This is a genomic window from Sinorhizobium sojae CCBAU 05684 (assembly GCF_002288525.1).
Classification (GTDB): Bacteria; Pseudomonadota; Alphaproteobacteria; order Rhizobiales; family Rhizobiaceae; genus Sinorhizobium; species Sinorhizobium sojae.
Genome location: NZ_CP023067.1, coordinates 943252 through 957883, shown reverse-complemented (window position 1 = coordinate 957883; position 14632 = coordinate 943252). Strand labels below are relative to the sequence as shown.

Below are 14632 nucleotides of genomic sequence, written 5' to 3'. Positions count from 1 at the left end.
GTCAAATCTCCGAATTGAACAACATTGCGTTGAAAAATATCGGAACTTGCTACTTGATTGCGAGCGACCGGGATATCGCTATTTTGATATAACCCCTTGACCGCGCCCGAATCCCTGTCCATTTCGTGGCGTCGAAGTTCGGCGCACAAGGGCTTGCGCCTTGCCATAAGAGTTGTCTCAGAGAATGACGATGAATGTTGTAGTGGTGGAATCGCCTTCCAAGGCCAAGACGATCAACAAGTACCTGGGCCCCGGCTACAAGGTGCTTGCCTCGTTCGGCCATGTGCGGGACCTGCCGGCCAAGGACGGCTCGGTGCGACCGGACGAAGACTTCGAAATGTCGTGGGAAGTCGATGGCGCCTCGGCCAAGCGGATGAAGGATATTGCCGATGCGGTGAAATCCTCCGACGGCCTTATCCTGGCGACCGACCCGGATCGCGAGGGCGAGGCGATCTCCTGGCATGTGCTCGACCTCCTCAAAAAGAAGAAGGTGATCGGCGACAAGCCGGTCAAGCGAGTCGTCTTCAACGCGATCACCAAGAAAGCCGTGCTCGACGCGATGGCGGAGCCGCGCGACATCGACATCTCGCTGGTCGACGCCTATCTCGCCCGCCGCGCCCTCGACTATCTCGTCGGCTTCAACCTTTCGCCGGTTCTCTGGCGCAAGCTGCCGGGCGCCCGCTCGGCCGGCCGCGTGCAGTCGGTGGCGCTGCGCCTCGTCTGCGATCGCGAGGCGGAGATCGAGCGCTTCGTGACGGAGGAGTATTGGAATATCTCCGCGCTCCTGAAGACGCCGCGCGGCGACGAATTCGAGGCGCGGCTCGTTTCGGCCGACGGCAAGCGGCTGCAGCCGAAGGCGATCGGCAATGCGGACGAGGCCAACCGGCTGAAGGCGCTGCTCGACGGCGCGAGCTATGTGGTCGAAAGCGTCGAGGCCAAGCCGGTCAAGCGCAATCCGTCGCCACCGTTTACCACCTCAACCCTGCAGCAGGCCGCCTCCTCCAAGCTCGGCTTTTCGGCGTCGCGCACCATGCAGGTGGCGCAGAAGCTCTATGAGGGCGTTGACATCGGCGGCGAAACCGTCGGTCTCATCACCTATATGCGTACCGACGGCGTTCAGATGGCGCCGGAGGCGATCGATGCGGCGCGCCGGGCGATCGGCAGCCAGTTCGGCGACCGCTATCTGCCGGAAAAGCCGCGCTTCTATTCGACCAAGGCCAAGAACGCACAGGAAGCGCACGAGGCGATCCGCCCGACGGATTTCTACCGCACGCCCGACCAGGTTCGCCGCTTCCTGGACGGCGACATGCTGAAGCTCTACGACCTCGTCTGGAAGCGGGGCATCGCCAGCCAGATGGCCTCGGCCGAGATCGAGCGGACAACCGCCGAAATCACGGCTGACAACGGCGGCAAGAGGGCCGGCCTGAGAGCGACCGGCTCGGTCATCCGCTTCGACGGCTTCATCGCCGCCTATACGGACATGAAGGAAGATGGCGAGCAGGCCGAGGATGGCGAAGAAGGTGGCCGCCTGCCGGAGATCAATGCACGCGAGAGCCTCGCCAAGCAGAAGATCAACGCCAGCCAGCATTTCACCGAGCCGCCGCCGCGCTATTCGGAAGCGACGCTGATCAAGAAGATGGAGGAGCTCGGCATCGGGCGTCCCTCGACCTATGCCGCGACGGTCACGACGCTCATCGATCGCGACTATGTAACGATCGACAAGCGCAAGTTGATGCCGCAGGCCAAGGGCCGGCTGGTGACGGCCTTCCTCGAGAGCTTCTTCACCCGCTATGTGGAATATGATTTCACGGCATCGCTCGAGGAGAAGCTCGACCAGATTTCCGCCGGCGAACTCAACTGGAAGGACGTCCTGCGCGAATTCTGGAATGATTTCTTCTCGCAGATCGAGGACACCAAGGAACTGCGCGTCACCAACGTCCTCGATGCGCTCAACGAGGAACTGGCGCCGCTCGTCTTCCCGAAGCGCGAAGACGGCGGCGATCCGCGCACCTGTCAGGTCTGCGGCACCGGCAAGCTGTCGCTGAAACTCGGCAAATATGGTGCCTTCGTCGGCTGCTCGAACTATCCGGAGTGCAACTACACCCGCCAGCTTTCGTCCGATAGCAATGGCGAGGCGGAAGCGGCCGTTGCGAACGAGCCGCAGAGCCTTGGCAAAGACCCGCATACCGGCGAGGAAATCACGCTGCGTAGCGGCCGCTTCGGCCCCTATGTCCAGCGTGGCGACGGCAAGGACGCGAAACGCGCCAGCCTGCCGAAGGGCTGGACGCCCGCCACGATCGATCACGAGAAGGCGCTCGCCCTTCTCTCGCTTCCGCGCGATATCGGCGCGCATCCGGAAACCGGCAAGATGATCTCTACCGGCATCGGCCGCTACGGACCCTTCGTGCTCCATGACGGCAGCTATGCCAATCTCGAATCCGTCGAGGACGTCTTCTCGATCGGCCTCAATCTTGCCGTCTCGGTCCTGGCCGACAAGCAGTCGAAGGGCGGAGGAGGCGCGCGCGGACGCGCAACGGCGGCGGCCCTCAAGGAGCTTGGGGAACATCCGGATGGCGGCGCGATTACGGTGCGCGACGGACGCTTCGGCCCCTATGTCAATTGGGGCAAGGTGAACGCCACCCTGCCGAGGGGCAAGGATCCGCAATCCGTCACGGTCGAAGAGGCGCTTGCCCTGATCGCCGAGCGCGCCGCCAGGAGCGGCTCGAAGGGTAAGCCGTCCAGAAGCAAATCATCGGCCGCAGCGACGAAGAGCGGCGGGTCGAAGGCGGAAAAGCCCAAGGCCGCCGCCAAGGCGAAAACCAGGACGGCCACCAAGGCCAAGAAGGACTGATCTTGAGCAGAATCCCGCGGGACCCGACGGAACGGCCTGCCAAAGGCGCCGGCAAGAAACAGTTTAGCGCGGCCAAGGCGGCGCCCGCTGCAAGCGAGACGATCATTCACGGCGCGGTGCCGCCGCGCGACGTGCTGTTGCGCTTCATCGCCGAGAACCCGCATCAGGCGTCAAAACGCGAGATCGCCAAGGCCTTCGGACTCAAGGGCGAGGCTCGGGTCGAGCTCAAGGCGCTTTTGCGCTCGCTTGAGGAGGATGGACTCGTCGAGAAGAAGCGCAAGTCGCTCATCCGCCCCGGCGGCCTGCCGCCGGTCACCGTTCTCGACATCACCATCCGCGACGTGGACGGCGAACTAATCGGGCGTCCGGCCGAATGGCTGGATGATGAAGGCGTCGCGCCGGCCGTGCTCATCAAGCAGTCCTCTGTCGCCAAGGCGAAGGGCAAAGCGCCGGTTGCCGGCCTCGGCGACCGGGTGCTCGCCAAGATCTTTCCGGCGAAGGAGCGCGGCGGTCCGGCCTATACCGGACGCGTCATCAAGGTTCTCGACAAGCGCAAGGATGCGGTTCTCGGGGTCTTCCGCTCAACCCCCGGCGGCGGCGGCCGGCTGATGCCGATCGACAAGCGCGGCGAAGAAGTGCTGGTCGAACCGAATTTCACCGGCGACGCCGCGGACGGCGATCTTGTCGAAGTGCATCTGGCGCGCCTCGGACGCTACGGGCTGCCGCGGGCCCAGGTGCAGAGCGTCATCGGCTCGGTCGCTTCCGAGAAGGCGATCTCGATGATCGCCATCCACGCGCACGGGATTCCCCATGTTTTCCCCGAGCGCGTGCTGAAGGAGGCAGACGCGGCAGAGCCGGCGACGATGGCGCATCGCGAAGACTGGCGCTCGCTGCCGCTGATCACGATCGACCCGGCGGATGCCAAGGACCACGACGATGCCGTTTTTGCCGAGCCGGATCCCTCGCCCGATAATCCCGGCGGCGTGATCGTCACCGTCGCGATTGCCGACGTGTCCTGGTACGTCAGGCCGAAGTCCGCGCTCGACCTCGAGGCGCTGAAGCGCGGCAACTCGGTCTACTTCCCGGACCGCGTTGTGCCGATGCTACCGGAACGGATCTCCAACGACCTCTGCTCCTTGAAGGAGGGCGTCGATCGCCCGGCGCTTGCGGTGCGGATGCGTTTCTCGAAGGAGGGCCGCAAAGCCGCCCACACGTTCCATCGCATCATGATGCGCAGCGCCGCCAAGCTTTCATACAGCCAAGCTCAGGCGGCGATCGACGGGAACCCGGACGACAAGACAGGCCCGATCCTCGAACCGATCCTGAAGCCGCTCTGGGAAGCCTATCGCATCCTTGCGCGCGGTAGGGAGCGGCGCCAGCCGCTCGAGCTCGATGTGCCCGAGCGCAAGATCATCCTGAAGCCGGACGGCACCGTCGACCGGGTCTTCGTGCCGGAGCGCCTCGATGCGCACAAGCTTATCGAGGAAATGATGATCCAGGCCAATGTCGCGGCCGCCGAGACGCTGGAGCAGAAGCGGCAGGCGCTGATCTACCGCGTGCACGACCAGCCCTCGCTTGCCAAGCAGGAGAGCCTGCGCGAATTCCTGGCGACGCTCGACATCTCGCTCTCCAGAGGCGGCAGCATGCGGGCGAACCATTTCAACGGCATTCTCGCCAAGGCCGACGGCAAGCCTTACGAGACCATGGTCAATGAGATGGTGCTGCGCTCGCAGAGCCAGGCGATATACAGCCCCGAAAACATCGGCCATTTTGGCCTCAACCTGCTGCGCTATGCTCATTTCACCTCGCCGATCCGCCGCTACGCGGATCTGGTGGTGCACAGGGCACTGGTTGCCTCGCTCGGTCTCGGCGAAGGCGGCCTGACGCCGCAGGAGGAAGGCGCGCTCGATGACATCGCCGCCGAAATCTCCACCTTCGAACGGCGCGCGATGGCGGCCGAGCGCGATACCGTCGACCGGCTGATCGCCCATCACCTGAGCGGCCGCGTCGGCGAAGAGTTCGACGGACGCGTGTCGGGCGTGACCAAGGCGGGACTTTTTGTCACGCTGCCTTCCTATGGCGCCGACGGCTTCATACCTGTATCGACGCTTGGACGCGATTACTTCATCTATGACGAAGCTCACCAGGCGATGTCCGGCGAGAAAACCGGCCTCGGCTACCGCCTTGGCGACCCGGTGCGCGTCAAGCTTGCCGAAGCGGTGCCGCTTGCCGGCGCGCTTCGCTTCGAGATGGTGAGTGAAGGGCGCAAAATGCCAACCGCGATGCGCTCCTTCCACAAGGCCGGCCGGCGCAATCGTATAAATGCGGGCAAGCGGCCGGGAACGCGCCCGCCGCGCGGCAGACGCTGATCCGCCGGGAAAGTGGCGCTCCGTTCGGTACGAAGGGTTTTGGACATGAAGGCAACGGCGACGGATATGCTCCAATTCGGTGGCGCTGAGAAGGACGAACGGCCGGTTGGCCGCTCGATCAAGCGCGGCTTGCTGAGCCGTTGCCCCGCCTGCGGCAAGGGCCGGCTGTTTCGAGCCTTTGTCAAATCGGTGGACGTATGCGCCGGCTGCGGCGAGCGCATGGACCATCACCGCGCAGACGACTTCCCGCCCTATATCGTGGTGACGATCGTCGGCCATCTTGCGCTCGGCGGCTATATGGCCACCGATCTCATACTGCCGCTCACGACCTGGCAGCACCTGGCGTTCTGGGCGCCGGTTACGCTCGCAAGCGCGATCGCGCTGATGCAGCCCGTCAAGGGCGCGGTCATCGGCCTGCAATGGGCCTTGAAAATGCACGGCTTCGGCGGCCACGCGGACGAGCCGGAAGATGTTCTGCCGCCGCGAGATTCCTCCGCATGATGCGCGAGCGCTGCCGCGCTTCCCTGCCACAGCCCCCGGTAAGCAAGCCCCCTACGATCCGACCGCGGGACGCGGCATCGATCATGTTGCTCGACCGCTCCGGCGGCACCGTGCGCGTGCTGATGGGAAAACGCCACAGCGCCCATGCATTCATGCCGGACCTCTATGTGTTTCCGGGCGGCCGCTGCGACCCTACCGACTATCGGCTCCAATTCTCCGGCGACCTTCACCCGGCAGTTCTGCACTCGCTGAAGGCGACCGTTGGCCGGCCGCTCACCGAGGCGCGCGCCAGGGCACTGGCGCTTGCGGCCGTGCGGGAGCTCTATGAAGAGGCAGGCGTGAGCCTCGGCAGCAGGCAAGAGCGAGCACACGCCCCCCTTCCCTTTCTTCCCGACCTCACGAACTTGCGCTATATGGCTCGGGCCATCACTCCTCCGGGACAGCCGAGGCGTTTCGACACCCGCTTCTTCGCGATATTCGCGGACGAAGCAGAAATCGATCCGTCCGAGGTTCTGGAAAGCCGGGAGCTTCAGGATTTGCAGTGGATCGATGTGAACGACTGTTCTCTTAGAATACCGGAGATCACCGCAACTATTCTCGCGGATCTAAGGCATGCCCTTGAATCCGATCCCCTGCTCCCCCGCGGAAGGCCGGTGCCGTTCTATTCTGCGCGCTACCGGCGCTTCGTCCGCACGCTTCTCTAGAGCCGGATACGCTCACCGATGCTTGCGTTCTCGCTCTTTCCGTATGTCATTGCAGCATTTCAGCGACGTCAGGTGAGCCCACCTGCCGGCAAAATGCTCTAGGGAACCTGTCAAAAATGTCGAAGCCGCTATCCGGCAAGCGCGCGCCGGTCGACGAAATCCACTGGCCATCGCTGATCGCCGCTGTTGCCTCCATCACCTCCGTCGGCATCGCCATCGGACTAGGGCTGCCGCTGCTCAGCATCATCATGGAGAAGCGCGGCATTTCCCCGACGCTGATCGGGCTCAACTCGGCAATGGCCGGTCTCGCCTCGATGGCGGCCGCCCCGCTAACGACGAAGCTTGCGCATCGCCATGGCGTCGCACCGACTATGCTGCTGGCAATCGTCTGCTCCGCCGCCAGCGCCCTCGGTTTTTTCTACATCACCAATTTCTGGCTCTGGTTTCCGCTCAGAATCGTCTTTCACGGTGCCATCACCGTGCTCTTCGTTCTCTCGGAATTCTGGATCAATGTGACCGCGCCTCCGAACAAGCGCGGCTTCGTTCTCGGCATCTACGGCACCGTCCTGTCGCTCGGCTTTGCCAGCGGGCCGCTGCTCTTTTCGATCCTCGGCAGCGAGGGCATCCTGCCCTTCGCCGTCGGCGCCGGCGTCATTCTGCTTGCGGCGATACCGATTTATATCGCTCGCAACGAAAGCCCCGTCATCGACGAAAAGCCGGGGCGCCATTTCATGCGCTATGTCTTCCTGGTGCCGACCGCGACCGCGGCCGTCTTTATATTCGGCGCGGTCGAATCGGGCGGCCTCTCACTTTTCCCGATCTTTGCGACCCGCGCGGGCTTCACCGAATCGCAGGCCGCGCTCCTGCTCACCGTCATGGGCGTCGGCAACTTCATCTTTCAGATCCCGCTCGGCATGCTCTCCGATATGGCTAGAGACCGCCGCACGATCCTGTCTGCGCTGACGGTGATCGGCCTCATCGGCGCTCTATTCCTCCCCATGCTCATCGAAAGCTGGTTCCTGATGGCGGTGGTCCTGCTCTTCTGGGGTGGATGCGTCTCCGGCCTCTATACGGTCGGCCTCAGCCATCTCGGCTCGCGCCTGCAGGGGTCGGATCTCGCGGCAGCCAACGCGGCCTTCGTCTTCTCCTATGCCGTCGGCACCGTCGCAGGGCCGCAGGCGATCGGAGCGGCCATGGACGTCACCGGCAATAACGGCTTTGCCTGGGCCATTGCCGCCTTCTTCGGGCTTTATGTTGTGCTTTCCATCGTGCGCATCGTTTTGAACCCAAAACGGCCTTGACTTTTCGAGCGCGATTTGTAGTTTCGCGCCAACCTTGACCGTGGCCCGCAACCGGTTGTCCACGGCTTTCATTTTTCTATAAAGGCAGGACGACCATGGCGAAAGCTACCACCATCAAGATCAAGCTGCTGTCGACGGCCGACACGGGTTACTTCTACGTCACGACCAAGAACAGCCGCACCATGACGGAAAAGATGACGAAGACGAAATACGACCCGGTCGTCAAGAAGCACGTCGAATTCAAGGAAACGAAGATCAAGTAAGATCTTCGCTGCTTTATCAGAGGGCGCCGACCGAAAGGTCGGCGCCTTTTTTCTTTTTGGCGACGCCTCTCGCGCAGTTGTGCAAGTGAATCCGGTTGTCATGCGCCGGCCCCTTCGGTTCCGACCTGTATGTCTCCTCAAATCGGCATCGATTACAGCGCCGCGCCTGATAGGACGCGCGGCGCTACCGTTCGGAAACTCGCAACGGGCCGGAGCGCTACGCCACGTTGCGCGCGCTGCAGAACGCACGGCTCTGTATAGGCGTCTGCGGCTTTTCGGACACACAGGCGCGGCCATGACGTCCTGAAGCGCGGCGTCGGCGCTTCAAACGGTTTCGATCCGGGAAGGCAGGCGGTAAACTCGCCCCGTTCGTATCCAATGAAGAACGCCAACTTCTTTCGAAGCGGCGTTTTCAAAGGGGGTCGGCTGGTCCCAGCAGCGGCACGAGGAATCCGCAGACGCCGGAAACCAGCCGACCGACCCCACGACCCAGGAGATGCGGCGGACCTGAGCATCATGGGGTAACGAATTGGTAATGGAAGTGGCACTTCCTTACCTATGAGCATTGCCTGAAACTAAAAAAAAATCAATGAATTCTTAATCACCGAAACAAGCTTGCTCGGTGTTTGGTTAATTTCTGTCCCGTATTCGGACGCATCCAAACGGGCCGCCCATAAAAGATGCTTTGCCCCAGCACCAGTGACGCCGGAAGAATACAACCTGTGAGGCAGTTGACAAGAGCAGGGGACGAAGGTTTCAGGCCCCACCTACAGACGTCTGGCTATTGCACGCGCCTGATTAGACGCGCAGTGCTGCAGGGAAAGGCTATTGCGAGCATCAGCACCCTTCCCAATCAAACTCAAGCTGCTGCGGCGACGACCCTGTTTCGCCCATTGTTCTTCGCTTCGTAGAGCGCCACATCGGCGCGCTTGAGCAAGGCTTCGGGCGTATCGCCCTCCGGTCGCAGGCTGGCAATGCCGAGCGATGCCGTGACGCTCAGTACAGTGTCCGCGCGCACGATCTCGAAACCACGACTTTCAACCATCAGTCGAAGCCGCTCGGCGACGACCGCGGCCATTTCTGGCGTGGTGTCCGGCATTACGATCACGAATTCCTCCCCACCGAAGCGGCATGCGAGATCTGCGCCGCGCACGGTCGCACGCACGCGATTGGCAAATTCGCGCAGGACTTCGTCGCCGGCGTCGTGGCCATAGGTGTCGTTCACCTGTTTGAAGCGGTCGATATCGGTGATGCAGATCGATAGCGGCCGCCCGCGCGCCATTGCCCGATCCAGGAGCAGCTTCAGGTGACCATCAAGGTAACGGCGATTGTGCAGACCCGTGAGATCGTCCGTGATCGCCAGTTCGATCGTCTGCTGCACGCTGGCGCGCAGCCGATCATTGCATTGCTTGCGACGAATCTGTGTCAGACAACGGGCGAGCAACTCATTGGGATCGACCGGACGCATGATGTAATCCGTCACCCCGAGTTCGAGTGCGCGGACGATCATCTCGTCATTACCCTGATCCGCGACCAGGAGGATCGGGATGAAACGCGTCCGCTCGAGAGAGCGCAGTTGCGAGCAGAGACGCAACGGGTCGTACGCATCGAAATTCGCATTGACGATGACGAGATCGAAGTTGTTCTCGGCGGCTTCGAAGAGGGCGGTCTGCGGCTCGGCCATGACCGAAACCCTGGCAATCGGCTTCAACGCCCGCACCAGCCGCTCCTGTGACGAGGCACGGCCGTCGACCAGGAGCACGGAGCCGGGCTCGTCCGGCCGGTCCTGCCGCAGCATTTCCTGCAGACCGATGGTGTGCGCGGTCTGAGCCCTCAGGCGCAGTTCGTCGCTGACGTTCTTCAAGCGTACGAGACTCTTTACCCGCGACATCAGTTGCAGGTCGTTGACGGGTTTCGTGAGAAAGTCGTCCGCGCCGGCCTTCAGCCCACGGACGCGGTCGGAGGGCTGGTCGAGTGCCGTCACCATGACCACGGGAATATGCGCTGTCCGGCTGTTCGCCTTCAGCCTCTCGCAAACCTCGAAGCCGTCCATGCCGGGCATCATGATGTCGAGCAGCACGAGATCCACCGGCGTCGTTTCGCAGATCGCCAGGGCGGAAGGTCCGTTTTCCGCGGTCAGCACGTCAAAATACTCAGCCACCAGCCGCGCCTCGAGGAGCTTCACATTGGCTGGTACGTCATCGACGACGAGGATACGCGCAGTCATATCAGTTTCCCGGCAGTTCAGGCATCGCCCAGGTAGGTCTTGATCGTTTCAATGAATTTGGGAACGGAAATCGGTTTTGATACATAAGCTTCGCAGCCGCCCTGGCGAATTCGCTCCTCGTCGCCCTTCATGGCGAAGGCGGTTACGGCAATGACGGGAATGACGTGAAGCTCGTCATCTTCCTTGAGCCATTTGGTCACTTCGAGACCGGAGACCTCCGGCAGTTGGATGTCCATCAATATCAGATCGGGCCGATGCTTGCGCGCCAGTTCGAGCGCTTCCATGCCGTTGCGCGTCTGGATCGTCGTGTAGCCCGAAGCCTCAATCAGGTCTCGGAAGAGCTTCATATTCAGCTCATTGTCCTCAACAATCATCACCTGTTTGGGCATATCGATCCCTTGCTGTCTGTCGCCGCCTTGCAAGTCCCCTTTAGAGATATAAGTTTCACAACTGGCGACTCGACCCATTTCCTCGATCGCAAGGCTAGCGCTATTTGGTTGAAAAAGAGGTAAACCCGGCCGCCAAAGGAGAAGAGATTCAACACGATGAAGAGCGCCGACGAAACAGCAATCGCCATTCTGTCCTGGCTGGCGGGCGAGACGGAACTCATGTCGCGCTTTCTGGCGCTCTCCGGTACCGATGCCGGCTCGCTGCGCCAGGCCGCCGGCGACCCCGGCTTCATGGGCGGCCTCGTTGCCTTTCTGATGGAGCACGAGCCGACGCTGATGGCGTTTTGCAGCGCGACCGGAACGCCCCCGGAGGAGGTCGTCAGGGCGCACCGGGCCTTTTCCGGCCCGGCGGATTTTGCGGACGTCTGACTATGGGTATGTGGGGGGCCGGAACCGGCATCCGCCTTTCCGACCGCCCGCTGATCGTCAGCGATGTCGATGAAGTCGTGCTCGAATTCCTGACGCCCTTCATGGCATTTCTGCAGGCTGAGGGCCATGCGCTCCTGCCCCGCTCCTTCCGTCTTTCCGGCAATATCGTCGACCGGGAGAGCGGCGAAGCGGTGAGCGACGTTGCAGCGGAAGCGCTGCTCGAGGCCTTTTATGCGGCGCAGGACCGATGGCAGACGCCGGCGGTGCAGGTGGTCGAGACGCTGAAGCGACTTTCCGGAGACGCCGACATCGTTTTCCTGACAGCGATGCCGTCGCGTCACGCGGTGTTGCGCCGCTCTCTGCTCGACGCCCTCGATCTTCCCTATCCAATGCTCGCCTCCGAAGAACCCAAGGGGCCGCTGGTCAAGCGGCTGCATCGAGAGCGCGATCTGCCGCTCGTCTTCATCGACGACATTCTGCGCAATCTCCATTCCGTGCGGGAACACGCTCCGGCCAGCCTTCTTATCAACATGATGGCGAATGCGGAATTTCGCGCCCTTGCACCGGTGCCCGCCGCCGACATCCGCGTCGCGGCGGACTGGGCGGAGGCGGCGAAGTTGATACGCGGTCATTGGCACGCACAGGCCAAGACCTGCTGAACCGCCATTCGGTGCCGCCGAGCCGGGACAAGTCATGTCCGGATGAACCCTCATTCCCTCAATTCCAGTCGCATCGGGGCCTGTCATCCCTGCGCCCTGGGTGCAATTTGCAGGGCGATATCCCATAATGCCTCGAACCTTGAGACTTACTACAGTGCGGGCGTCCATCAGACGCAGTAAGGTCGCTGTGGCGCTTTGACTCGCTGCACGATTTATCCTTACATCGGTTCCGGTTTGAGGAATCATGCAGTAGCGTAGAGCGTAAAGTCACCTCGTTCAACATTTGTTCCAGACATGCGAGACAGCACTGCAGCGATTCCGGGCTTCTGCCGAGACTGCCTGAAGGAACAGGCCGCCCTCGCCCGGCGGTGCCGCACCTGCGGCAGTCCGCGTCTCCTGCACCACGCCGAGCTCTACGGGCTGATGCTGGCGCATATCGACTGCGACGCCTTCTACGCCTCGATCGAGAAACGCGACAATCCGGAGCTCGCCGACAGACCGGTCATCATCGGCGGCGGCAAACGCGGCGTTGTCTCGACCGCCTGCTACATCGCCCGCATTCATGGCGTGCGCTCGGCCATGCCCATGTTCAAGGCACTCGAGGCCTGCCCCGAGGCGGTGGTAATCAAGCCCGACATGGAGAAGTATTCCCGTGTCGGGCGCAAGGTCAGGGCCATGATGCTGGAACTGACGCCACTCGTAGAGCCGCTGTCGATCGACGAGGCCTTCCTCGATTTGAGCGGCACGGACCGGCTGCATCACGCCCCGCCCGCCCGGACGCTGGCCCGCTTCGCCCGGCGCGTCGAGCAGGAAGTCGGCATCACAGTCTCGATCGGCCTCTCCTACTGCAAGTTCCTCGCCAAGGTCGCCTCTGACCTGCAGAAGCCGCGCGGCTTCTCCGTCATCGGCCAGGCCGAAGCCGTTGACTTCCTGAAGGAGCGTCCCGTCACCTTGATCTGGGGTGTCGGTAAGGCCTTCGCCGCGACGCTCGAGCGGGATGGCATCCGCACGATCGGGCAGTTGCAGACGATGGAAGAGGCCGAACTGATGCGCCGCTACGGCACGATGGGTCAGCGGCTTTACCGGCTTTCGCGCGGCCAGGACGAACGCAGCGTCGAGACTGGCGGAGAGGCAAAAAGCGTTTCCTCGGAAACGACCTTCAATGTCGACCTGTCTCGCCCGGAGGAACTCATCCCGCATCTCAGGCGCCTGAGCGAGCAGGTGGCGCTCAGGCTGCGCAAATCCGAACTCGCCGGACAGACCGTCGTCCTGAAATTGAAGACGGCCGACTTCAGATCCCGTACGCGCAACCGGCGCTTGGACAGCCCCACCCGCCTTGCCGACCGGATTTTCCGCACCGGCCTGCAATTGCTCGAGAGAGAAGTCGACGGGACGAGATACAGGCTGATCGGCATCGGCGTCAGCGATCTTTGCGATCCCGTCCTTGCCGATCCGCCGGATCTCGTGGATCCCTCTGCAGCGCGACGGGCGGCCGCCGAGGAGGCGATCAACAAGCTGCACGACAGGTTCGGCAAGACCAGCGTCGAGACGGGTTATACCTTCGGCCAAAGGCGCCGCGATCAATAGCCCGTGATAGCCGGCGCCAGGATTCAATTCCTTAAATATTGAAGGATAGCCTGGCTCGACAACTCCGGTGTGTCACGGTCTGCGCGCCGTTTGGAGACGCCGCCATCGGAAATGAGGGTTTGTCTTGCGTTCCACTCTCAGGATAGGGCTCGTCGTCCTCGTCATGTCGTCGTCACCCTCCACGGCAGCGGGCAAGGCGCCATTGCAGATCGTAGTATCGCGCGAGCAGCAGTCACTCGTCGTCTATGATGGAGATAGAGTGGTTGCCACCTCGAATGTGTCTACCGGAAGAGAGGGCCATCGGACTCCGACGGGTATCTTTTCGATCCTTGAGAAGCGCCGGCACCACGAGTCGAACATCTATTCCAATGCGCCAATGCCGTTCATGCAGCGGCTGACCTGGTCCGGCATCGCCCTGCACGGCTCCAATCACGTGCCGAATTATCCGGCTTCGCACGGGTGCGTGCGGCTTCCCGGCCGCTTCGCCGCCGATCTTTTCAAGATAACGGAACGCGGCATGCATGTGGTCATATCCGAGCGGCAGGTCGCCCCCGTCAAGGTTTGGAGCGACGCGCTCTTCCAGCCGAAGCAGGCGCGGCCGGCGGCACCTCTTTCCGACGTGCCCCTGCGCCCGGCTCTCAGCCACCTGGCGACCGGCAGCGTCGAGGTGGCGATGGCCGAACAATCTCCCCCGCCGCCGTCTTTCAAACGCGACGGAGCGCCGATCCGCATCCTGATTACCCGACGCGGGACGCGAGAGAACGTGCGCGACCTGCAGATGCTCCTGACCACGCTCGGCCACGATGCCGGCGTCCCGGACGGGTATAACGGCCCCGCGACGCTCGCCGCCATCCGTGCCTTCCAGGCGGCCGAAGGCATGCCGGCTGATGGGGAGATCACGCCGGCTCTGCTCCAGGCCGTTTTCCGCAAGGCCGGTCGCGGCACACCGCCGAACGGGATCCTGCGCGTGCGCCGGACCTTTCAGTCGCTCTTCGAAGCCGATGTCGAAATCGACAAGCCCGAACTGGCGCTCGGGACGCATTTTCTGCAGTTCCAGGAGCTCGACCCGCAATCCGGAGAAGGCGAATGGTTCGGTCTTTCCCTGGACAACGTGCTGAGGAATGCCACGAAGAAGCGCCTCGGGATTACGACCGATGCGGATGCCTTGGACTTCAATGCCCTGAGGCGCACGCTCGGTCGCATCACGGTGCCCGAGGATGCCCGCCGGCGCATCGCGTTCCTTCTCGCCAATGGCTCCTCGCTTTCGATCTCCGACACCGAATTCGGGACGGAGACAGGTGAAGGAACCGACTTCGTCACCATCACTCGCACCGTAAGCGACGACTGACCCT

12 protein-coding genes are annotated in these 14632 nt (G+C 62.6%); 10 read left to right on the top strand and 2 right to left on the bottom strand.

From position 1 onward, the window contains the following. The first annotated feature begins 190 nt into the window (after positions 1-190). From topA to rpmG, 6 genes are all read left to right on the top strand, one after another. Positions 191-2851, top strand: coding sequence for a type I DNA topoisomerase (topA, locus tag SJ05684_RS04590; RefSeq protein WP_034854032.1), 2661 nt, complete (start codon positions 191-193; stop codon positions 2849-2851). Between the two features lie 2 nt (positions 2852-2853). After that, positions 2854-5220, top strand: coding sequence for a ribonuclease R (rnr, locus tag SJ05684_RS04585; protein ID WP_034854034.1), 2367 nt, complete (start codon positions 2854-2856; stop codon positions 5218-5220). Between the two features lie 45 nt (positions 5221-5265). After that, the gene (locus SJ05684_RS04580) at positions 5266-5721 is read left to right on the top strand and encodes a DUF983 domain-containing protein (RefSeq protein ID WP_034854036.1); all 456 of its coding nucleotides are present in this window, start codon (positions 5266-5268) and stop codon (positions 5719-5721) included. Continuing rightward, on the top strand, positions 5718-6425 hold the full coding sequence (locus SJ05684_RS04575; protein ID WP_050979973.1) for an NUDIX hydrolase: 708 nt from the start codon (positions 5718-5720) through the stop codon (positions 6423-6425). The genes SJ05684_RS04580 and SJ05684_RS04575 overlap by 4 nt, the downstream gene beginning before the upstream one ends. A 116-nt stretch (positions 6426-6541) precedes the next feature. After that, complete coding sequence (locus SJ05684_RS04570) at positions 6542-7726, top strand: MFS transporter (protein WP_034854038.1); 1185 nt, start codon at positions 6542-6544, stop codon at positions 7724-7726. A 95-nt stretch (positions 7727-7821) separates the two neighbouring features. Further along, on the top strand, positions 7822-7989 hold the full coding sequence (gene rpmG, locus SJ05684_RS04565; RefSeq protein WP_012707650.1) for a 50S ribosomal protein L33: 168 nt from the start codon (positions 7822-7824) through the stop codon (positions 7987-7989). Positions 7990-8848: 859 nt separating this feature from the next. On the opposite strand, the gene SJ05684_RS04560 is transcribed toward rpmG, so the two are convergent. Together SJ05684_RS04560 and SJ05684_RS04555 are read right to left on the bottom strand one after the other, a co-directional pair. Further along, positions 8849-10216 (bottom strand): PleD family two-component system response regulator, encoded by a 1368-nt coding sequence (locus SJ05684_RS04560; protein WP_034854040.1) that lies wholly within the window; start codon positions 10214-10216, stop codon positions 8849-8851. Positions 10217-10233: 17 nt separating this feature from the next. After that, entirely contained in the window at positions 10234-10605 is a 372-nt protein-coding gene (locus SJ05684_RS04555; protein ID WP_034854043.1) for a response regulator, read from the bottom strand. Positions 10606-10761: 156 nt separating this feature from the next. Between SJ05684_RS04555 and SJ05684_RS04550 the strand changes: the two genes are divergently transcribed. The 4 genes from SJ05684_RS04550 (at position 10762) to SJ05684_RS04535 (ending at position 14628) form a co-directional block, all read left to right on the top strand. After that, positions 10762-11034: a DUF3572 domain-containing protein gene (locus tag SJ05684_RS04550; RefSeq protein WP_034854045.1), complete on the top strand. Its 273-nt coding sequence runs from the start codon at positions 10762-10764 to the stop codon at positions 11032-11034. A gap of 2 nt (positions 11035-11036) precedes the next feature. Next, positions 11037-11693: a hypothetical protein gene (locus SJ05684_RS04545; RefSeq protein WP_034854047.1), complete on the top strand. Its 657-nt coding sequence runs from the start codon at positions 11037-11039 to the stop codon at positions 11691-11693. A gap of 294 nt (positions 11694-11987) precedes the next feature. Next, entirely contained in the window at positions 11988-13280 is a 1293-nt protein-coding gene (locus SJ05684_RS04540) for a DNA polymerase IV (RefSeq protein ID WP_034854049.1), read from the top strand. Between the two features lie 124 nt (positions 13281-13404). Continuing rightward, positions 13405-14628, top strand: a complete 1224-nt coding sequence (locus tag SJ05684_RS04535) for a L,D-transpeptidase family protein (RefSeq protein WP_034854051.1) — start codon at positions 13405-13407, stop codon at positions 14626-14628. Positions 14629-14632: the final 4 nt, after the last annotated feature.